Source organism: Paraburkholderia sp. EG287B (assembly GCF_040965595.1).
In the GTDB taxonomy this organism is placed as follows: Bacteria; Pseudomonadota; Gammaproteobacteria; order Burkholderiales; family Burkholderiaceae; genus Paraburkholderia.
The window spans coordinates 288,691-310,117 of record NZ_JBFRCG010000013.1 but is presented as its reverse complement, the minus strand read 5'-3'; the positions used below and the strand labels follow the sequence as shown (position 1 = coordinate 310,117).

Annotated in this window: 17 protein-coding genes; 14 read left to right on the top strand and 3 right to left on the bottom strand. The window is 67.5% G+C overall.

The genetic code is table 11. The annotated features are described in order from the left end of the window. Positions 1–24: 24 nt before the first annotated feature. The 7 genes from AB4Y40_RS25275 (at position 25) to AB4Y40_RS25245 (ending at position 11,136) form a co-directional block, all read left to right on the top strand. Positions 25–2,217 (top strand): FAD-dependent oxidoreductase, encoded by a 2,193-nt coding sequence (locus AB4Y40_RS25275; RefSeq protein WP_368690139.1) that lies wholly within the window; start codon positions 25–27, stop codon positions 2,215–2,217. 162 nt (positions 2,218–2,379) lie between these two features. After that, positions 2,380–4,554, top strand: coding sequence for a (Fe-S)-binding protein (locus AB4Y40_RS25270; protein ID WP_368690138.1), 2,175 nt, complete (start codon positions 2,380–2,382; stop codon positions 4,552–4,554). Positions 4,555–4,576: 22 nt separating this feature from the next. Beyond that, complete coding sequence (locus tag AB4Y40_RS25265) at positions 4,577–6,244, top strand: hypothetical protein (protein WP_368690137.1); 1,668 nt, start codon at positions 4,577–4,579, stop codon at positions 6,242–6,244. Then, positions 6,241–7,041, top strand: a complete 801-nt coding sequence (locus AB4Y40_RS25260; protein WP_368690136.1) for an electron transfer flavoprotein subunit beta — start codon at positions 6,241–6,243, stop codon at positions 7,039–7,041. The genes AB4Y40_RS25265 and AB4Y40_RS25260 overlap by 4 nt, the downstream gene beginning before the upstream one ends. Then, positions 7,038–7,997 carry an electron transfer flavoprotein subunit alpha/FixB family protein gene (locus AB4Y40_RS25255; protein ID WP_368690135.1) on the top strand — a complete coding sequence of 320 codons (960 nt, stop codon included), beginning with the start codon at positions 7,038–7,040 and terminating at the stop codon, positions 7,995–7,997. Before AB4Y40_RS25260 ends, AB4Y40_RS25255 begins: the two co-directional genes overlap by 4 nt. 241 nt (positions 7,998–8,238) lie before the next feature. Further along, positions 8,239–8,886 carry a two-component system response regulator NarL gene (gene narL / locus AB4Y40_RS25250; protein ID WP_368690134.1) on the top strand — a complete coding sequence of 216 codons (648 nt, stop codon included), beginning with the start codon at positions 8,239–8,241 and terminating at the stop codon, positions 8,884–8,886. Positions 8,887–9,057: 171 nt separating this feature from the next. Next, positions 9,058–11,136, top strand: coding sequence for a sigma-54-dependent Fis family transcriptional regulator (locus tag AB4Y40_RS25245; RefSeq protein ID WP_368690133.1), 2,079 nt, complete (start codon positions 9,058–9,060; stop codon positions 11,134–11,136). A 15-nt stretch (positions 11,137–11,151) separates the two neighbouring features. Here the strand turns inward: AB4Y40_RS25245 and AB4Y40_RS25240 are convergent, their stop codons facing one another. The 3 genes from AB4Y40_RS25240 to AB4Y40_RS25230 all read right to left on the bottom strand — a co-directional run bounded on the left by AB4Y40_RS25240 (position 11,152) and on the right by AB4Y40_RS25230 (position 13,753). Beyond that, on the bottom strand, positions 11,152–11,712 hold the full coding sequence (locus tag AB4Y40_RS25240; protein ID WP_368690132.1) for an HAD-IA family hydrolase: 561 nt from the start codon (positions 11,710–11,712) through the stop codon (positions 11,152–11,154). A gap of 65 nt (positions 11,713–11,777) precedes the next feature. Continuing rightward, positions 11,778–12,650, bottom strand: a complete 873-nt coding sequence (locus tag AB4Y40_RS25235) for a phosphoribulokinase (protein WP_368690131.1) — start codon at positions 12,648–12,650, stop codon at positions 11,778–11,780. A gap of 41 nt (positions 12,651–12,691) precedes the next feature. Further along, a complete protein-coding gene (locus AB4Y40_RS25230; RefSeq protein WP_368690130.1) occupies positions 12,692–13,753 on the bottom strand; it encodes a fructose-1,6-bisphosphatase in 1,062 nt (353 codons plus the stop codon). Positions 13,754–14,103: 350 nt separating this feature from the next. On the opposite strand from AB4Y40_RS25230, the gene AB4Y40_RS25225 reads away from it, so the two are divergent. The 7 genes from AB4Y40_RS25225 (at position 14,104) to AB4Y40_RS25195 (ending at position 21,400) form a co-directional block, all read left to right on the top strand. Next, the gene (locus AB4Y40_RS25225) at positions 14,104–15,069 is read left to right on the top strand and encodes a LysR substrate-binding domain-containing protein (RefSeq protein ID WP_368690129.1); all 966 of its coding nucleotides are present in this window, start codon (positions 14,104–14,106) and stop codon (positions 15,067–15,069) included. A gap of 175 nt (positions 15,070–15,244) precedes the next feature. After that, complete coding sequence (locus tag AB4Y40_RS25220; protein ID WP_368690128.1) at positions 15,245–16,294, top strand: beta-ribofuranosylaminobenzene 5'-phosphate synthase family protein; 1,050 nt, start codon at positions 15,245–15,247, stop codon at positions 16,292–16,294. 37 nt (positions 16,295–16,331) lie between these two features. Further along, the gene (locus AB4Y40_RS25215) at positions 16,332–17,249 is read left to right on the top strand and encodes an NAD(P)-dependent methylenetetrahydromethanopterin dehydrogenase (RefSeq protein ID WP_368690127.1); all 918 of its coding nucleotides are present in this window, start codon (positions 16,332–16,334) and stop codon (positions 17,247–17,249) included. Between the two features lie 7 nt (positions 17,250–17,256). Further along, entirely contained in the window at positions 17,257–18,510 is a 1,254-nt protein-coding gene (locus AB4Y40_RS25210) for an ATP-grasp domain-containing protein (protein ID WP_368690126.1), read from the top strand. Next, positions 18,485–19,525 carry a methenyltetrahydromethanopterin cyclohydrolase gene (mch, locus tag AB4Y40_RS25205; protein ID WP_368690125.1) on the top strand — a complete coding sequence of 347 codons (1,041 nt, stop codon included), beginning with the start codon at positions 18,485–18,487 and terminating at the stop codon, positions 19,523–19,525. Before AB4Y40_RS25210 ends, mch begins: the two co-directional genes overlap by 26 nt. A gap of 1 nt (position 19,526) precedes the next feature. Continuing rightward, a complete protein-coding gene (locus AB4Y40_RS25200; protein WP_368690124.1) occupies positions 19,527–20,489 on the top strand; it encodes a RimK family alpha-L-glutamate ligase in 963 nt (320 codons plus the stop codon). Beyond that, the gene (locus AB4Y40_RS25195) at positions 20,486–21,400 is read left to right on the top strand and encodes a triphosphoribosyl-dephospho-CoA synthase (RefSeq protein ID WP_368690123.1); all 915 of its coding nucleotides are present in this window, start codon (positions 20,486–20,488) and stop codon (positions 21,398–21,400) included. Before AB4Y40_RS25200 ends, AB4Y40_RS25195 begins: the two co-directional genes overlap by 4 nt. Positions 21,401–21,427: the final 27 nt, after the last annotated feature.

Below are 21,427 nucleotides of genomic sequence, written 5' to 3'. Positions count from 1 at the left end.
AAACACACAAGGAGAGACGTCCCCATGTCCCGCGATCCCCGCTATGACGTGCTGTTCGAGCCCATCCAGATCGGCCCGAAGACCTTGCGCAACCGCTTCTATCAAGTCCCGCACTGCATTGGCGCGGGCAGCAACCTGCCCGGCTTCCAGGCTGCGCACCGCTCGATGAAGGCCGAAGGCGGCTGGGCGGCGATGAACACCGAGTACTGCTCGATCCACCCGGAGTCGGACGACACGCACCGCCTCTCCGCACGCATCTGGGACGAAGGCGACGTGCGCAACCTGCGCGCAATGACGGAGGAGGTGCACAAGTACGGCGCGCTCGCCGGCATCGAAATGTGGTACGGCGGCTCGCACGCGCCCTGCATGGAAAGCCGCGCTACGCCTCGCGGGCCTAGCCAGTACGCTTCGGAGTTCGAAACGCTCACGTACTGCAAGGAGATGGATCTCGACGATATCCGCGACGTCCAGCAATACTACGTAGAGGCGGCGCTGCGCGCGCGCGACGCGGGCTTCGACATCGTCTACGTGTACGGCGCGCACTCGTATCTGCCGCTGCAGTTTCTCTCGCCCTACTACAACAAGCGCACCGACGGCTATGGCGGCTCGCTCGAAAACCGCGCGCGCTTCTGGCTCGAAACGCTCGAAAAAGTGCGCCACGCCGTGGGCAGCGATTGCGCCATTGCCACGCGCTTCGCCGTCGACTCGCTCTATGGCAGCGGCGGCGTCGAAGTGGAAAACGACGGCATGAAGTTCGTTGAAATGGCCGATCCGCTCGTCGACCTGTGGGACGTCGATGTCGGCGACATTGCCGAGTGGGGCGAAGATGCGGGACCGTCGCGCTTCTACCTGCAGGGCCACCAGGTGCCGTGGACCAAATTCATCAAGCAGGTCTCGAAGAAGCCGGTGCTCGGCGTGGGCCGCTACACCGATCCGGAGAAGATGACCGAGATCGTCACGAAGGGCTTTGCCGACATCATCGGCGCCGCGCGTCCCTCGATCGCTGACCCGTTCCTGCCGAAGAAGATCGAGGAAGGCCGTGTGGACGACATTCGCGTCTGCATCGGCTGCAATGTCTGTATTTCCCGCTGGGAGATCGGCGGCCCGCCGATGATCTGCACGCAGAACGCCACGGCCGGCGAAGAGTATCGCCGCGGCTGGCACCCGGAGAAGTTCGAGGAATGCAAGTCGGGCGACTCGGTGCTCGTGGTGGGCGCGGGCCCCTCGGGCTCGGAATGCGCGCGCGTGCTGATGCAGCGCGGCTACACGGTCCACCTCGTCGATTCCGCAGAGAAGATCGGCGGCCACCTGAACAGCGTCGTCGCGCTGCCGGGTCTCGGCGAATGGGGCTATCACCGCGACTATCGCGAGACGCAGATCGCCAAGCTGCTCAAGAAGAACAAGCAGAGCCAGCTTGCGCTCGGCGTGAAGCCGCTCACCGCCGACGACGTGCTCGACTACGGCGCAGAGAAGGTTGTGATCGCAACTGGGTCGCACTGGGTGGGTGACGGCACCAACTGCCTCACGCACGATCCGATCCCCGGCGCCGATGCTTCGCAGCCCGATCAATTGACGCCTGAGCAGGTGCTCGCAGGCAAGAAGCCGATCGGCAAGCGCGTGGTGATCCTCAACGCCGACACGTACTTCATGGCGCCGAGCCTCGCCGAAAAGCTCGCCGCAGCGGGCCACGAAGTGACGATCGTGAGCGGCGTGCATCTCGCGAACTACATGCACTTCACGCTCGAGTATCCGAACATGATGCGCCGGCTGCACGAACTGCATGTGACGGAAATGGGCGATCACTTCGCGAGCCGCATCGAAAAAGGCCGCATCGAGATCTACAACATCTGGGGCGACGGTTCGCGCCGTACCTACCGGGGCCCGGGCGCGTTGCCGCGCGACGCGAACAAGACCCACCGCTGGCTCGAGTTCGATTCGCTCGTGCTCGTGACGGGCCGCCGCTCGAACGACACGCTCTACCGCGAGGTGAAGGCGAAACAGGACCAGTGGGAGAGCAAGGGCATCAAGGGCGTGTATCTGATCGGCGATGCCGAAGCGCCGCGTCTGATCGCCGACGCGACCTTCACGGGTCACCGCCTCGCGCGCGAGATCGAAGAGGCGAACGCGCAGTTCCCCCTGCCGTACAAGCGCGAAGTGGCCGTCTGGGGCACGCCGCATATGCCTGAAGGCACCTACCAGATCCACTACAAGAAGTAAGGCGGCGCGGGCCCTGGCCGGCTATCGGCCGGCCGGGACTGGCCCGCCGCCGTGCGCGCCCGGCAGCGGGCGCCACGGCCTCGTCAGGCGCGCTCGACCGCCTGGCATGGACGCGCTTTGCCTGCATAAAGCGCACTCCCCCCTTCATGAAACGGACGAGCCATGCAGACTCCAGCGACTTTCGACCCCGCGACCGTCACGCGCATTCTGTTCGAGGGCTTCCCGTCGTTTGCGATCGCGCTGTTCTATCTCATCGGCCTCACGGCGGTTGGTGCGTTTGCGTGGGGCGTCTACGTGCAGATCCGCAAGTACCGGCGCGGCCAGCCATTGTCGAAATCGTTCGGCAAGATCGATCTGCAGGCGCGCTTCAAGGACATGGTGCGCGTCGTGTTGAGCCACCGCACCGTCGCGCGCCGCGATCCCGCTGCGGGCCGCGCGCACCGCATGATCTTCTACGGCTTTGCGGTGCTGTTTCTCGGCACGGCCACCGTGACCGTCGACTACGACGTCACCGCGCGCTTCCTCGGCTTTCATTTCTGGAACGGCAACTTCTATCTGCTGTTCAAGCTCGCGATGAATCTGGCCGGCGTCTCGATGATTGCCGGGCTCATTTACATGATGGCGCGCCGCGGCTGGATCAAGCCGCCGAAGCTCGACTACAAGCGCCCCGACCGCCAGCCCGGCGACCCCGACTACGATCGCAGCGGCTATCGGCGCGAAGACTGGGCGTTCCTCTGGACGCTCGTGCTGATCGGCATCACCGGCTTCGTGCTGAGCGGGCTGCGCCTCGTCTGGCTGCAGGACCGCGCGGTGGTGTGGGACACGCGCTGGTGGTCGCCGGTGGCCGCCCTGCTCGCCGAAATTTTCAAGGGCGTGGGCATCAGCGCCTCGGCAGCGTACGTCATGCGCACCGGGCTCTGGTGGTTCCACGGCCTGCTCGCGCTCACCTTTATCGCGCTGATCCCGTACACGAAGGTCAAGCACATCTTCACGGCGTCGGGCTCGCTCATGATGCGCGATCCGCTCGCGGCGCAGCGCCTGCCCCGCGTTGAAGCCGACAGCGCAAGCGTGGGCTACAAGACGATTACCGATTTCACCTGGAAGCACCTGCTCAACCTCGACGCCTGTACGAAATGCGGCCGCTGCCACGAGGCCTGCCCCGCGAACGCCGTGGGCGCGCCACTGTCGCCGCGTGACGTGATCCTCTCGCTGCGCGAGTTCGCCAACGAAGCGCTGCAGAAGAACGCGCTGCCCGACGAGGTGAAGCTCGACGTGCACGGCAAGGGCATCGGCCAGGTGTTCATGGAAACCGTGTGGTCGTGCCGCACCTGCATGGCCTGCGTCGAGATCTGCCCCGTTGCGGTCGAGCATGTGCCGATCATCGTGCAGATGCGGCGCAAGCTCGTCGAGGAGGGCGAGATGGAGCCGCAGGTGCAGAAAACGCTGCAGGCCATCCACAAGAACGGCAATTCGTTTAACGAATCGAAGCGCAAGAGGGCTGCGTGGACGAAGCCACTGCCGTTTCAGATCAAGGACGCGCGCAAGGAACCCGTTGACCTCCTGTGGTTCGTCGGCGACTACGCTTCGTTCGATCCGCGCAACCAGCACGTGACCCAGGCTTTCGCCACGCTGCTGCACAACGCAGAGGTCGATTTCGGTCTTCTCTACGAGGGCGAATCGAATGCGGGCAACGACGTGCGCCGCGTGGGCGAGGAAGGACTGTACGAGCTGCTTGCCGAGAACAACATCGCGATGCTTGGGCAATCGCACTTCAAGCGCATCGTCACGACCGATCCGCACTCGTACAACACGATCCGCAACGAGTACCCCGACTTCGGCGGCAAGTTCGAGATCGAGCACTACACGAGCCTCGTCGCGCGCATGTTCGCCGAAGGCGTCCTGAAACCCAAACGCAAGCTCGGCTACCGCGTGACGTTCCATGACCCTTGCCACCTCGGGCGCTTCAACAAGGGCTACGATGCGCCGCGGCAGATCCTCGCCGCACTCGGGTGCGAACTCGTCGACATGCCCCGCTCGCGCGACAACTCGTTCTGCTGCGGCGCGGGCGGCGGCCGGATCTGGATGAGCGATCCGGTGGGCAAGGAAAAGCCGTCGCAGAACCGCATGCACGAAGCCGCGCGCATCGAAGGACTGGAGGTGTTCGTGGTCTGCTGCCCCAAAGATCTGACCATGTTCGAGGATGCGCTGAAAACGAGCGGCTACGAAGGCAAATTCGTCGTGCGCGAGCTGATCGAGCTGGTCGCGGAGAGCCTCGCCGATTCCAAAGATGACGGTGCCGCGCCCGAAGGCGGCGTACGTGCCATCGCGGCCGCCTGAACGCCCGCGAGGACAGCGCGCCATGATGCCCAGCTACGCGACCCCGTCCCGCCCTGCGTGCGAGACGCACGAGCGGCACGCGCCGCCCGACGTGCGCGCACGCGGTGACGCCAGCGCACCCACACGGCGCCGCGCGCGCACGCCGACGATGCGGCGGCACTGGCGCGAGTTGATCGAACTCGCGCTCGCAGCCGACGACGTGTACGCGGCAGCTGCGCTGTACCCGCACGCCGGCGAAGCGGACCGCAAGCGCCTTGGCGTGCGCCTCTTCGGCGCGCGGCGCGAGTGCCTCGCGCTGGCGGCCTGCACGTTCGCCAACAGCGCCGTGCTGGCCGAGCTGGCCCGGCTCGCCGCGGCAAACGACGACGAGACGCTGAAGCTGCGGCTCGCGAGAAACTCCGCGACACCAGGCGACGCGCTCGCCCTGCTCGCCGATGCACACGCAGCGCCAGAAGCGCCCGAAGCGCGCCTCGCCTGCCTGCTCGCGCGTAACGCCAAAGCGCCGCACGCGCTGCTCGCAAAGCTCGCGGCGCGCAGCGAGGACATCGAAGTGCTGCGCGCGCTGTGCGAAAACGTCGGCGTGCCCTCGGACCTGCTCACGCTCGTCGGGCAGCGCGAGATCGCCGTGCTTCAACGTCTGCTGGCCATCCATCTCGCAACGGATCCAGAAACGCTGCTGCATTTGTGGAAGAGCACGCATGCGAGCGCAGTGCGCGCCCAGGTGCTGCGCCATCCGTGCTGCCCTGAGGCGCTGTTGCGCACCCTGCCTTCTTCGTCCGCCGAACGGCGCAGCCTCGCGCTCCAGGCGCGCACGCCGCCCGAGATCCTCGCGCAGCTCGCCCGCGACGCCGACCCCGGTGTGCGCCGCGCCGCCGCGCTCAATACGCACACGCCGGCGGGCGCCCTGATCGGCCTGTGCTTCGACGCTCAGGCCATCGTGCGGCGCGTCGTGGCGGCGCGCCACGACCTGCCGCTCCAGGTGGTCGACTGGCTGACCGGCAACGCCGACCCGTGGGTGCGCCGCACGCTCGCGCGCAATCCGGCCTGCCCGCCCGAATGGCTCGAGCGGCTCGTAAGCGACAGCGAATCCGAAGTGCGCCGCGCCGTGGCCCGCCACGCGCACTGCCCGGCGCGGCTCGTCGCGCAGCTCGCGGCCGATCCGGTGGCGTGGGTGCGAGCAGGCGTCGCGTTGCGCGAGGACCTGCCAGGCGCCTTGATGCGCCGCCTGTGTACCGACGAGGACGTGGACGTGCTTTCCGCCATCGCGCACCACCCCGCGACCCCGCAGGCACAGCTCGCGCGGCTTGCCGCTCACCCCGCGGCCGAGGTGCGCCGCAGCGTGATCCTCAACCGCGCGGCTTCCCGGCGCGTGCTGCTGCGGTTGCGCCACGAGCCTTACCCGCTGCACCGCGTGCTGGTGTTCGAGCATCCGAATCTCACCGATGCCGACCGCTGGCGCATGCGCTTCGATCCGGACCGCGAAGCGCGTGCGCGCCTGTTCGCCCACTTCGGGCACGCGCTCGGTCCCGTCGTGTCGTCGGCGGTCGCGCCAGCGACGCTCGCGGCCGCCGCGCACGCCGCGCAGCGCAACACCGATTCCGCGCATCCGCTTGACGACGATGCGCCGCAGTACGAGCAATCCGGGCAATCCGATTCGCCCTCTTCGAGGCCAACGATGGAGTCAAGATGAAAATACTAGTCACGATCAAGCAGGTTGCCTCGCTCGATGAAGACTTCGAGCTGAGCGACGACGGCCGCGATGTCAGCGCCGATTTCCACGTCTTCGACCTGAACGAGTGGGACCACTACGCGCTGGAAGAAGCGATGCGCCTGAAAGAAGGCGCGAACGGCGAGGTCGAAATCGTGGTCGCCACGGTCGGCCCGGACAGCGCCGACGACGAACTGCGCAAGTGCCTCGCCAAGGGCGCCGACCGCGCGGTGCGCGTGTGGGACGACGCGCTCGAAGACGCCGACCCGGTCGCCATTGCGCGCGTGCTGGCCGCTCTTGCACGCAAGGAAGCGCCCGACATGATCTTCGCGGGCGTGCAGGCGTCCGACCACGCCTATGGCGTGACCGGCATGGCGCTCGCGGGTCTCATCGACTGGCCGCACGCGGCTGTCGTGGCAGGGCTCGACTATGCACCCGGCGCGAAAACGGCCACCGCGCGCCGCGAACTCGAAGGCGGCGCGTACGCCACGGTCGAGGTGCAGTGCCCCGCCGTGCTGACCATTCAGCTCGGCATCAACACGCCACGCTATGCATCGCTGCGCGGCATCAAGCAGGCGGCGGCGCGGCCCATCGAAACGCTGACGCCCGACGAACTCGGTCTCGCCGCCGATGAGACCGGTGCGGCGGGATCGCTCTCGCGCATCAGGCGCGTCTATGTGCCGAGCGCGGGCCGCGCGCAAATGATCGAGGGCACGCCCGCCGAGCAGGCGGCACGCCTGGCAGGCCTGATCAAGGAATTCAGGGGGGAAGCGAAATGAGCGGAATTCTGGTAATGGTCGAACACCGTCAAGGGCAACTGCGCCCGGTCAGCCTCGAAATGCTCGGCGCCGCCGCGGCAGCGAAGGAAACGAGCGGCGAAACGGTCACGGTCGCCGTGCTCGGCGCGCAACCCGATGCGTATGTGGAAAGCCTCAAGCTCGCGGGCGTCGACGAAATCGTCACCGTGCAGACGAGCGCCGATGCCTTCGATCCGGAGACTTACGAAACCGTTGCGCGCGCACTGATCGAGACCCGCAAGCCCTCGCTCGTTCTGCTGCCGCACACGATCGACACGCTCGGCTACGCCGCGCCGCTGGCCGCGAAGGGCAATTACGGCTTCACCACCGACGCTTTCGCGCTCGCGCGCGACGACGCGGGCTGGGTCGCGACGCGCTCGGGTTACGGCCAGAAGGTCAACATGGAGATCGAGTTTCCCGGCAAGGAGACCGCGATCGTGACCCTGCGCCCCGGCGCCTTCAAGGCGCCCGAAAACCCCGCCAGCCCGGCGCTCAGCCCGTTCGCCGCGCCCGCCGTCACGCCGCGCAGCGCGCACAAGGGCTTCGAGGAGCCGGCCGCGAGCGGCGACGTCGACATTCCGGGCGCCGAATTCATCCTTTCGATTGGGCGCGGCATCGGCGAAGAGACGCACGTCGAGCAGTTCAGGGAGCTCGCGGACACCGTGGGCGCGGCGCTCGGCTGCTCGCGCCCCATTGCCGACTCGGGCTGGCTGCCCAAGGCGCACCAGGTGGGGCAGTCCGGCAAAACCGCGGCGGCGTGCAAGATGTACGTGGCGATGGGCATCTCCGGGTCGGTGCAGCACATGGCTGGCATGAAGCATGTGGAGAACATCATTGCGGTAAACACCGATCCCGAAGCGTCGATCTTCACGATCGCCCGCTACGGCATCGTCGGCGACATCTTCGAGATCTCGGAAGAATTGCGCAGTCACTTCTGAACGGTTTGCGGTCGCGAGAAGTGAGAAGTGATTCGGGCCGGCTCCTGGTGGGCCGGCCCGCTTTTTTCTCAACAATCAATTTTGTCCATCGGGAATCCACGCGTAGACTTAACCTTCTAATCAAGAAAAGATCCGGTTGCAGCAAACGTGAATGCACGAAAAGCCCGCATGCGCCGCAAGACGGGTAGCACGCCGTTCCAGTAGAGACAGGTAGTCTGGACAACGCGCCAAGGAAGCCTCCATGCCCCCGCATACCGTTTTGCTCATCGACGATCACGCACTCTTTCGCAAAGGCGTCGCGCAGCTCATCCAGATGAATTCGTCGTTCTCGATCGCTGGCGAAGCGGCTTCGGGCCGCGAAGGCGTCGAGCTGGCCGCGCGCCTGAAGCCCGAAATCGTGCTGATCGACCTGAACATGCCAGAGGTGAGCGGCATTGAAACCCTCCAGCTGATGCGCGACGCCGGCGTGAACGCCCGTTTCATCATGCTGACCGTTTCGGACCACGAGCGGGACGTCGTCGCCGCGCTGCGCGCAGGCGCTCACGGCTATCTGCTCAAGGACATGGACCCCGAGGACCTCTGCGTGACCTTGCAAAAGGCCTTGACGGGCGCCGCCGTGCTCAGCGACGCGGTCACGGGCAGCCTCGTGCAGGCCCTTTCGGGCGGCCAGCGCATGGCGCCCGTCCAGTCCGACCTCACCGCACGCGAGGTCGAGGTGCTCGACTACCTCGTCGAGGGTATGTGCAACAAGGTCATCGCGCGCAAGCTCGGCATCAGCGTGGGCACCGTCAAGGTCCATGTGAAGCACGTCCTGCGCAAGCTCGACCTGCACTCGCGGCTCGAAGCCGTGGTATGGCGCCACGAGCACGGCTCGCTGCGCGAGCGCTGAGCGACGGAACTACCCACGGTATCGTGCTGCAAGACACGCCTCTACCCACTAAGAGGTAGCACTTCGAGGCGAATTGTCACCGGAAATTCGACGGCGAATAATCGGATGCAGGGTGGCGAAGCCGCCCGGTTCGTCCGCTAGTGGCAGTCGCAGACCCCGGAGACATGTGTCATGCAGTCAGCCCAATATGCTGAAGAACGTGCTCAGTTGCGTGATGAGCGTCCAGCCCGCACGAGCGGCGTCGAAGGCGTATTGCGCGAGCGGCTCGGGCACTACGAGCCGAGCGCGGCCATCGTGCGCTCGTGGACGCGCTGCCTCCAGGACTACGGGCTCGACCCCGATGCGTGCCCGTTGCCGCCGGTGCTGACGGGCGCGGAGCTCGCGCAGCGCCGCGAACGCCAGGCCGATTTGATCGGCTGCGCGAAGCTCGAGATGACGACGCTCTACCAGCAACTGGGCGACGCCGATCTCGCGGTCGTATTGAGCGATGCGGATGGCGTGATCCTGCATCTCGTCTCGTCGGCGAGCTTTGCGGAGCAGGTCGAAGATTGGGGCTTTTGCGCGGGCGCTGTCTGGAGCGAGCGCGAAGCGGGCACCAACGGCATGGGCACCTGCCTCGCGGAAGGCGATGCGCTCGCCGTGCGTCAGCACGAGCACTTTTTCTCACGCTACACGAGCCTCACCTGCTCCGCCGCGCCCGTGTTCGACGAACGCGGCGCAATTGCGGGCGTGCTAGACGTCACGAGCCGCTCGCACCTGCAGCAGCAACATTCGCTCGTGCTGGTGGGCATGTCGCGGCAGATGATCGAGAACCGCCTGCTCGATGCGCGCCTCGCGCAGGCCCACATGGTGCACTTCCACACCCGGCCGGAATTCGTGAATACGCTGCATGCCGGCAAGCTCACGATCGACGGCAGCGGCTTGGTACTCGGCGCAAACCGCAGCGCGCTGTTCCAGCTCGGCTTTGCCACGCTCGCCGAAATCGCGGGAAAGCGCATTACCGACCTCTTCAACGCGACGCTCGAAGACCTCGTCGCGCGCAGCGTGCACAGCTCGTTTCATCCTGTCGCCGTGTACCGTGCGCACGCGCCCAATCGCTTTTTCGCCGTCGCGCAGGCGCCGCTCAGGCAGCCTCAAGCAGGCGCGGACGCGCGAGCGGTAGCACGCGCACAAGAGCCGAAGGCCGCCGCGCCACGCGCCAGCGTGGCGCCCCGCGAGAGCGCGCGCCATGCCGGCGGCCCGCGCGTCGAGTTCGGCGACGCACAGCTCGCGAGCCAACTGAGCCTCGGCGAGCGCGTGATCGATCGCGGCATCGCCGTGTTCGTGCACGGCGAGACCGGCGCAGGCAAAGACGTCTTCGCCAACGCGTTGCACGCGGCGAGCGCGCGCCGCGACGGCCCGTTCGTCGCGATCAACTGCGCCTCTCTGCCCGAACACCTCATCGAAAGCGAGCTGTTTGGCTACCGCGCCGGCGCGTTCACGGGCGCGCAGCGCGAAGGACGGCGCGGCAAGATTCTGCAGGCCAACGGCGGCACGCTCTTTCTCGACGAGATCGGCGACATGCCGCTCGCACTCCAGGCGCGCCTGCTGCGCGTGCTAGAAGAGCGCGAGGTGACGCCGCTCGGCTCGGAAACCGTCATCAAGGTCGACTTCCAGCTCGTCAGCGCGAGCCACCGCGACCTGGGCGAGCTTGTCGCCGGGGGGCAGTTCCGCGAAGACCTCTACTACCGCATCAGCGGCGTCGCCCTGCGCGTGCCGCCGCTGCGCGAGCGCGAAGACAAGCTCGCGCTGATCCGACATCTGCTCGATAAGGATAACGAAGTGCCTCCTTCGCTTGGCATGGACGCACGGGATATCCTGCTCAACCATGCGTGGCCGGGCAACGTGCGCCAGTTGCGCAACGTGCTGCGCACGGCTGCCGCGTTGTGCGACGGGCCGGAGCTCACTGCCGAACACCTGCCCCCTGACGTCACGCGTGCCGCCGGCCTAGCCGGTGCGTCCGGGCCGCTTTGCGCAGTGTCCCGTGCTATCGCCGACGACAACGGCCACGACATCGACATCGACGAAGCCGGCAATGGCGCTGACTGCGATGACGCGGCGCCGCTCAACGCCATCCTGCAAGCCGAACGCGAAGCGCTCATGGGCCTGCTCGACACACACCGCTGGAACGTCAGCGAAGTCGCCCAGGCGCTGGGCGTGACGCGCAACACCCTGTACCGCAAAATGCGGCGCGTCCACATCAAACGCTGACGCGCCGCCATCCGCTCAGATATAAAGGCCGCCGCTATCGTCGGAGCGCGGCTCCGCACGCGCCGAACGTTTGGCCCGATGCCACTGCTGCGGCCCGCCAATGAGCATCGGCAGTTCGGCCAGCGCCTCGATCACACTCAGGCAAGGCAGCCCCGCCACGTCGTAGTTGTCGATCTCGCCGTCGCTCAGGCAGATCATCGGCATGCCGGCGGCCTGCGCCGTCAATGCGTCGTTCTCCGACCCGCCAACGAAGAGCGCATGCGCGGGCGCCACCGCGAGCGCCTCGCAGGCGTGCAGCAGCGGCGCGGGATGCGGCTTGCAGTGCGCGAGCGTATCGCCGTCGACGACGATGTCGAACCACATCGAAACGCCGGAGCGCTGCAGCAGCGGCTCGACGAACCGCGTGGCCTTGTCGGTCACCACGCCGAGCTTGAGGCCCATCTGGCGCAACGCGTCGAGCGCGGCGTCAACGGCCGGATTGAACGAGGCGCCGGTTTCGGAAGGCATCGACGGCAGCACGCTGTCGAGATCGAACAGGACGGCGTCGATAGGCAGGTTGCGAGACATCACTTGCATGAGGGTATCTCCTGTTATTGAGCCACTATGGGCCTGTTTTCCGCATGGGCGGGCCTCGAGTGCATTCAGGCCGCGCGTTGTTGCCGGTCGATCATCTTGAGGATCATCGGCGTGAAGATCAGTTGCATGGCGAGTCCCATCTTGCCGCCCGGCACGACTACGACATTCGGCCGGCTCATGAACGAGTCGTTCAGCATGGTGAGCAGATAGGGAAAGTCGATGCCCTTCGGATTGGCGAAGCGGATCACGACGAAGCTCTCGTCGGCGCTCGGAATGTCGCGCGCCGTGAACGGATTCGACGTATCGACCGTGGGCACGCGCTGGAAATTGACGTGCGTGCGGCTGAACTGCGGGCAGATGAAATGCGCGTAGTCAGGCATGCGGCGCAGGATGGTGTCCATCACCGCCTCCTGTGAATAGCCGCGCAGCGTCTTGTCGCGGTGGAGCTTCTGGATCCATTCGAGATTGATGATGGGAACGACGCCCACCAGCAGGTCCGCATGCTGCGCGATGTCGATGCCGTGCCCGACGAAGCCGCCATGCAGCCCTTCGTAGAAAAGCAAATCGGTGTCGGGCTCGACGTCGGTCCACGGCGTGAATTTGCCGGGCTCCACGTCAAATTGCAGGGCTTCGGCCTCGTCGTGCACATACTTGCGCACGCTGCCCTTGCCCGTTGCGCCGTAGTGGCGGAACAGTTCCTCGAGTTTGTCCAGCAGATTCGCCGGGGGACCGAAGTGGCTGAACTGCTGGCGCTTCTCTTCCGCCTCTTTCATCGCGATGTGCATCGCCGCGCGGTCGTGACGGTGAAAAGCATCGCCCTCCACGATCTGCGCCTTGATTTTCTCGCGCCGGAAAATGTGCTGGAAACTGTTCATCACGGTAGTCGTGCCGGAACCGCTCGATCCCGTCACGGCCACAATCGGGTGTTTGATCGACATGATGGCTTGCCCCGTCCGCGTTCGTCGGCCCTGGTGCGCGCTCAGGCGCACGCTTCCGGGCGGAACAAGGAACGCTCGTTGAACAACGGCGAAACAAACGGCCGGTCCACGCCGCGCTCGTACTCGCGGTGATAGCGTTCGAGCCGCCCGACTTCGCTTTTCGAGCCCAGCATGGCGGGAACGTAGTCGTCGATCGCGCAACGGCGAACATCGAGAACGCGCTCGACGCCCGTGCTCGCGGCGCCGCCCGCCTGCTCGACGATCCACGCGAGCGGCTGCGCCACATGCACGAGGCGCAAGCCGTCTGCACGCTGGCCCTCGCCCTGCTCGCAAGGCACGATGCCCACGCCGCCGCGCATGAGGACGCGATGCACGTCAGCGGGCGCGCAGCCGCTAAAGCGCTGGCTGAAGTTGCGCTCGCGCACGCCCATGCTGCCCTCCCGGCATTCGCGCACATAACGGAGCACAGGCGGGGCCCAGCGGCATTCGCGCGCGCCGTCGACCGAGAGTTCGCCGCCTTCCTCAGGCACGCGGATCGCGCGGTGCGTGAGCACGAACGCGCCGCTTTCGCGCTCGAGCGTGAAGCCATGCGTGCCGCGCCCGAGCGTGAGCACGAGCAGTGTCGAGGCGCCATAGATCACATAGCCCGCCGCGCATTGCACATGGCCCTCGCCAGGCAGCGCGCAGCCGTCCATGACCGGGCCGAGCGCTTCGCGCACGGAGAAAATGCTGCCCGCGAGGCCGTTTTCCATGAGTTGCGCGGCGCTGTCGAGCGCATCGAAGGCCAGCAGATAGCCGCCGCGCGCGGCGGCCGCTGTGGCCCGCACGGCGCCCGTACCGGCCGCCGCGTAGCCCGCGACGCATGCGCTGCGCTCGCACAGCGCCGCCAGCACCTCGCGCGCTGCCCCGTCGAGCGTTGCATGCGCGCCGCCATCGTGTGCGCCCCGGCCGGGCGCAGCCTGCTCGATCATCGAAGCGATCAAGCGCACCGCCTGCGCGATCTCGCCCAGCAAGATACGCAGGCTGCCCGCCGCGGTGGCGTCGCGCTTGCCCTGCAGTTCGCCGGCAAGAAAGTTGTCGAGCGTCACGTGTGTGCTTTGCATGGCGGCCTCACTGCCCGAGCGCGTCGGTGTCGATCGGCTCGCAGGCCGGTTGCCAGTGGCCCATCTCGCGATACTTCATCACGCTTGCTGCGTAGCGGTCTCGCTTTAACTTCGTGCGGACTTTCATGTTGTCTCCTTGTTCAGGTGAGCACCAGGCGGCTATCGCGCCCTTTGCTTCGGCTCCTGCTTCTCCGGCTTCCGATTCGCACGCCGCTACGCTATCTCTACGATAAGGCGACTCACGAATCAGTGAAATTCAGATATTCTTAGTCATCCTATAAGGGATCCCTTACCTCTCCTCGCGCTTGCTCGTCGCGCTTGTTCGTTACGTTTCTTCAGGCGAATCCGGCATGCTCAACTTCGTTCGCACGCTCACGCTGCGCCAGTTGCAGATCTTCGCCGCCGCTGCCAGGCACGTCAGTTTCGTGCGCGCGGCGCAGGACCTGCATCTCACGCAGCCCGCCGTCTCCATGCAGATCAAGCAGCTGGAGGAAGCCGTTGGCCTGCCGCTGTTCGAACGCATCGCGCGCAAGATCACGCTGACCGAAGCCGGCGTCACGCTCGCGCATCATGCGCGCCGTATCCTCGGCGAGGTCAAGGACGCGGAAGACGCCTTGCAGTCGCTCTCGCTCGCCGATAGCGGCGCGATCTCCGTGGGCCTCGTCAGCACGGCACGCTATTTCGTGCCGCAACTCATCGCGCGCTATGGCGCGCAGTTCCCGAAAGTCGACGTGCGCTTCACGATTGCACATCGCGAAGCGCTATTGCGCATGCTGCAGGACAACGCCATCGACCTCGCGGTCATGGGCCGGCCGCCGCGCGAACTCGACGCTGTCGCGGAACCGCTCGCGTACAACCCGCAGGTGATCGTCGCCGCGCCTCATCACGCATTTGCCGCCGCCCGGCGTATCGACGTGCAGGAATTGCGCCATGAGACGTTCCTGATGCGCGAGCCCGGCTCAGGCACGCGCACGGTTGTCGAGCAAATGTTCAAGCACCACCTCTTCACGCCCGCGAAAATCGTCACGCTCGACAGCAACGAAACCATCAAGCAGGCCGTGATGGCGGGCATGGGCATCAGCCTGCTTTCGCTGCATACGCTGCGTCTCGAGCTGCGCACGCGCGAGATCGCGCTGCTCGACGTTAGCGGCACGCCCATCGACCGCGCGTGGCAAATCGTGCATCTGAACGCGCGGCAGCTCTCGCCCACCTGCCAGTCGTTCCGCCGCTTCGTCATGGAAAACACCGAGATGTACCTCGCCGGTGAATACGCGGATCTGCCCATTTCCCCGGTGCGGATCCGGCGCGGCGGGTGACACACTGTCACCGAATCGGCACAGGCGCGCAGTGAACGCGGCGGCGCTCGTGATGCGCGGATGACCCGCGCCCCCCCTATACGCACGTATCGAACTCAGACAGCGCACATGGCATGACGCTTGCGTCGGTCGGTACGGACTGAAGTTGTCCGCTCATCGATTCGAGGAAGCGCTCATGACGCAATACGCGACGACGCAACACCCCACGAGGCACGCGAGCGCCGTCACGGTGAATGCGCCCGGGAGGCTGCATCTTGGCTTTCTCGATCCAGGCGCCTCGCTAGGCCGGCGCTTCGGCAGCCTCGGCCTCGTGATCGACGGCATCAGCACGACCCTCGAGATGCGTCTTCTTGCACACGAAGGCGACGGCGACCACGGCGAGGCCTGCGCCGATCGCTACGAGGCGCCGCCCTATGCGAGCGAGGAGCTGCCGCGCCTGCGCGCGCATATCGATGCCCTCAAGCGTTTGAGCGGCCTGCATGCGCCGCTCGACGTGCGCCTGCGCCATGTGCTGCCGGTGCATGCGGGGCTCGGCTCGGGCACGCAGCTCGCGCTCAGCGTGGGCCACGCCTTCGCGCGGCTGCACGGACTCTCGCTCGACGCAGCGCAGCTCGCGCTTGCGCTCGCACGCGGCGCACGCTCGGGCATAGGCGTGGCGGGCTTCGAGCAGGGCGGCCTGATTCTCGACGGCGGCCCGCGCTCGGATACGGAGCTGCCGCCCACGCTCGCGCGCCTGCCGTTTCCCGACGAATGGCGCGTGCTGCTCGTGCTCGACGACGCGCGCACCGGCTTGTCCGGCCACGCCGAGCGCAAGGCGATGGCCGCGCTGCCGCCGTTTCCGCAGGCGCTGGCCGCCCACGCGTGCCATCTCGCGCTCATGCAGATCCTGCCTGCCGCCGCCGAGCGCGATTTCGCGCCGTTCGCACGCGGCGTGAGCGAGCTGCAGGAAGGCATCGGCCACTACTTCGCGGCTTCGCAAGGCGGCATCTATACGAGCCCCGCCGTCGCACGCGTGCTCGACTGGATCGGCGCGCGGCATTGCGGCGGCATCGGGCAAAGCTCGTGGGGCCCAACGGGCTTCGCCATCCTCGCCTCGCACGACGAAGCCGCTCAAGCGGTGGCGGCAGCGCGCAAGGCCGGCGTGGTCGGCCCGTCACTGCGGCTCGAAATCGTCAAGGGGCGCAACGCCGGCGCGACCGTCATCCATACGCCAGCGGCGGCCTGACGCCCTCTTTCAACCTCTCATCGAGACTCGAACAACGATGGAACGTCCCTACATCCTCCACATGTTCACACCGACCCGGCAGATGAGTCCGTTCGACGTGAACATGGCCGTCGACGCGGGCTACCAGGTCGTGGTGCCCTATGCCGATGTCGGCATCGACAACGTCGCCGCGCTCACGCAGGACGCGATCTTCTCGCGTGGCCCGAAAGGCGTCGCGCACACGGGCCTCTTCATTGGCGGCCGCGACGTCGTGCTGGCCGCCGACATGCTGCTGCGCGCGCGCGAGGCGATGGTGCCGCCGTTCGAAGTCTCCGTGTTCGCCGATCCAAGCGGCGCCTATACGACGGCCGCGGCGCTCGTGGCGAGCGTCGAGTGGCATATGCGGCGTGCGCACGACACGAGCCTCGAAGGCAAACGCATCGTAATGCTGGGCGGCACGGGACCGGTGGGCGTGATCGCGGGCGTGCTGGCCGCGCGCGCGGGTGCGCTGGTCTCGATCGCGAGCAGCCGCGGGCTCGAAGCCGCGCAGGCCGCGAGCAACCGCATCAACGTGCGCTTTGACGTGCAGACGCGCGGCGCCGACGCTCAGTCACCCGAAGCGCTCGATAGCGCGCTCGCACGCGCCGAGGTGGTCTTCGCCACCGCCGCGGCCGGCGTGCAGGTGATGAACACGCGCCAGGTCGACCAGGCCACAGGACTGCTGGTCGCGGCCGATGTCAACGCGGTGCCGCCGGCGGGCATCGACGGTGTGGGCGTCGCCGACGACGGCAAGCCGTTCGGCCTGCACGGGGCACTCGGTGTTGGCGCGCTGGCGATCGGCAACGTCAAGTATCAGGTGCAGCGGCGCCTGTTCGAGCACATGCTCGCGGCGGCGAAACCGGTCTATCTCGGCTTCGAAGAGGCCTTTGCGCTCGCGCGCGAGGTGATGGCCGAGCGCGAGACCCAGACGGCCTGAAAGAGCGATGCGCGACGCCCAGGCCTCTCCTCCCGTGCATGCCGTCGCGCACGTGGCAGACGTGACCAAGCCCGCCATCGTCGTCGCGGGGCTGTCCGCGCGCATGCTCGCCGAGTCGGCGCAGCGCGCGGGCTGGCGCGCGATCGCGCTCGATCTGTTCGGAGACAGCGACACGCGGCGCGCAAGCGAGCACTGGCAACCGGTTGGCGACCCCGCGGCGCTGATGCTCGACCCGGTTCGCACGCGCGCCGCGCTCGAACACGCGCGCCGCTTGTCCGGCGTCATGGGCTGGATCGCTGGCAGCGGTTTCGAAGCCTGCCCGGAACTGCTGCACACGGGCATCGAGCGCTTGCCTTTGATCGGCAATGCGCGGCACGCCTACGATGCCGTTCGCTTTCCTGAGCATTTTTTCGCACTGCTCGAGAAGAACGGCATCGCATTTCCCGAAACGCGAATGGATCGCCCTCGCGACACCAGCGGCTGGCTACGCAAGGACGCCCGAGGCACGGGCGGTTGGCATATCCGCCTGGCGGACGCGCCTGATGCCCCGGCGCGCGATGACCGCGCCGATGTGTATTACCAGCGCCTGTGCGCAGGACATTCGATGTCGGCACTGTTTCTCGCCGATGGGCACCGCGCCGCGGTACTCGGCATCAGCGAGCAGATCGTCACGCCGCACGGCGCCCACCCGTTCGCCTGGCGCGGCGCGATCGGTCCCGCACCTGTGCCCCCCACGCTCGCGGCACAAGTCCATCACGCCGTGCAGTCAATCGTCGCGGCGAGCGGTCTCGCAGGGCTCAACAGCCTCGATTTCCTGAGCGACGGCGAACGCTGCATCGTGCTCGAAGTCAACGCGCGGCCGCCCGCCACGATGGCGCTTTATGACCATGACCCGCTCGCCCCGCTGCTCGCGCTTCATGTGCGTGCCTGCCGGGGCGAGCCGCTCGAAGCGCTCGAACACATGGCGGCACCGCAGGCGGCCCGGCACACCCAGCCGGTGCGCGGCCACCTGGTCGTGTTCGCGCAAACCAGCCATACCGTCACTCCCGCGTTCGAGGCGCGGGCACAGCGGCTCGGCTGGTGTCACGACATCCCGGCCGCCGGCAGCACGATCGCCGCCGGCACCCCGCTTTGCACTGTCTCGGCGGCCTGTGCGCCGGGCACATCCGCGCATGCGGTGCGCGCCGAAGTCTGCGCCCGCGCCGCCGCCATCGAAAACTTGCTCGAGGTGTCCCATGAACGCTCACTCGCCCATCGTTGAGTCCGCAACGAACACGGCTACCCACACCGCAGCGCTCAGCGTCAACGCGCTCGCCCAGCCCCTGCTCGCCTCGCTGCTCGAGAGGCAGGCCGAACTCGGCATCGTGGCGCGCCGCGACGCGCGCGGCGTGCTGATCGTCGACGCCGGCATCGAGACGCCCGGCAGCGTCGCGGCCGGCGCGCAAATCGCCGCCATCTGCATGGGCGGGCTCGGCTCCGTACGCATGCGCGCCAACAGCGGCGCGAGCGCGCGCGACGAATGGCCCACCCTGGTCGAGATCGCGAGCGCGCAGCCGGTACTCGCGTGCCTCGCGAGCCAGTACGCGGGCTGGAGTCTCGCCGCTTCGAAGGAGGAAACCGGCGGCAAGAAGTTCTTCGCGCTCGGCTCGGGACCGGCGCGCTCGCTCGCATGCAAGGAGCCGCTCTACGAAGAACTGCGCTATCGCGATGTTGCGTCGAGCGGCTGCCTCGTGCTCGAGGTGGATCGCGCCCCGCCCGGAGTCGTCATCGACAAGATCCTGCGCGACTGCGGGCTCGACCCGAGCGGACTCACGCTGATCCTCACTCCGACGGCTAGCCGCGCGGGCACGACGCAGGTGGTCGCGCGTGCGCTCGAAGTCGCGCTGCACAAGGCGCACGTGCTCGGCTTCGCGCTCGGCGACATCGTCGAGGGCAGTGCGAGCGCGCCCTTACCGCCGCCCGCGCGCGAAGCGATCGAGGCGATGGGCCGCACCAACGACGCGATCCTTTACGGCGGCCGCGTCCACCTCATGGTGAACGGCGGCGACGATGCCGCGCGCGATCTCGCGCAGCGCCTGCCTTCTTCGGCATCGCGCGACTTCGGCCGCTCGTTCGCCGAGATTTTCACGGAGTACGACTACGACTTCTACCGGATCGACCCGGCGCTGTTCGCGCCCGCCGAGGCGTGGGTAACGAGCCTCGCAACGGGCCGCACCTGGCACGCGGGCGCCACGCGCTTCGATCTGCTTCACCCGCTGTGGCTCGCCGAGGCCTGACATGAACGCTCATGTGCTGCGCATCGCCATCATGACCGACGAAACGGGCTGGCACACCGCGCGCCTCAAACGCGCGCTGCGCGAGCGCGGGGCGCAGGGCCGCTGCGTGGACCTCGCCGACTGCCGCATCGACACCACCTGGGCCGCGCACGGCCTCGTGATTCCCGGCTTTGGCCGCGGCCTGCCGGACGCGGTGATCGTGCGCGGTATCGCGGGCGGGACCTTCGAGCAGGTGACCGTGCGCCTCGGCATCTTGCACGCGCTGCGCGAACTCGGCGTGCCGGTCTACAACGACGCGCGCGCCATCGAGCGCAGCGTCGACAAGTCGATGACGAGCTTCCTGCTGCATCGCGCCGGCGTTCCGACGCCGCCCGCCTGGGCCGGTGAATCCGAGCCGCACGCGCGCCGCATCGTCATGCGCGAAGCGGCGGCCGGCCGCGAGGTCGTGCTCAAGCCGCTGTTCGGCTCGCAAGGCAAAGGGCTCATGCGCCTTGGCGGCGGCGAGAGCGGCTGCGCCTCGCTGCCCGCCCTGCGCGATTACGGCAAGCTGGCCTATCTGCAACGCTTCGTCCCGCCCACCGTCGCGCCAGGCACGCCCGGCTTCGACTGGCGGGTGCTGGTGGTGGGCGGCCGGGCCGTGACCGCTATGCGGCGCGTGAGCGAGCATTGGGTGCACAACGTCGCGCAGGGGGGGCGCTGCGAAGCGCAGCCGCTCACACCGGAACTCGCGCAACTCGCCGAGCGCGCGAGCGACGCGCTCGGCCTCGACTATGCCGGGATCGATCTGGTCCCGTGCGACGCTTCGGCGTCCGGCGCCCAGGTCATCGAGGTGAACGGCGTGGCCGCGTGGCGCGGCTTGCAGTCGGTCACACCGTTCGATATCGCCGGCTGCATCGTCGACGACCTGCTCGAACGCAGGCTCGCGCACGGCGATGCCGCCACGCTTCGGGAGGCGGTCGCATGAATGCACGGCACAACCTCGCGGCCATCGACCCGGCCGCGGCCATCGAAGCGGCGTTTCTCTGGGCCTGCGAACAGGACGTGGCATGTGCGAAGCCCGGCAACGTCAGTTTCGCATCGGCAGGCCACGGCATGACCGCCGATCTCTTCCTCGTCAGCGCCCAGGCCGCCAGTGGCCCGCTCGCGCGGCGCGGGGCGCCAGTGGGCGCGCGTATCGAAGCGGCCATCGCCGGCACACGCGCCGCCGCCGGCTGCAATACGAATCTCGGCATCGTGCTGCTGTGCACGCCGCTCGCCGCGGCCTTCGAAGCGCAGCCGCCTCACGCCTGCTTCATCGCGCCGATCCAGGCCATGCAGGGCGTGTTGCGCTCGCTCACCGTCGCGGACGCCCGCGCGGCCTACCGGGCGATTGCACTCGCGAACCCAGGCGGACTTGGCGAGGCGCCGAGCCAAAGCGTGCACACGGTGCCCACCGTCGATCTGCGCGCCGCCATGTCGCTCGCCGCCGATCGCGACAGCATTGCGCGCCAGTATGTCGAGGACTTTCGCGACGTGCTGGGTTTCGGGCTCACCACGTTCCGCGCAGTGCGCGCGGCACGGACCGCCTCTCCCACGTCGCTCGCCGACGCGGTGTTGCTCACCTGGCTCGGTTTTCTCGCGCGCTGGCCCGATTCGCACATCGCGCGTAAGCACGGGCAAGCGTGCGCGCAGCGCGTGTCGAGCGAAGCGGCAGCCTGGCTCGCGGGCGGCCCGCAGCGTCTCTTCGCGCCCCACGCGCTCGACGAATGGGACGCGGCGCTCAAGTCGGCCGGTCTCAATCCGGGCACGAGCGCGGACCTCATGGTGGCGACGCTGTTCGCCGCCGCCTGCATGGACCCCACGCTCATTGCATCCTCGACGACCTCAGCGCTGTAGACGGGAGCGGCACAGCAAAACGGCCGG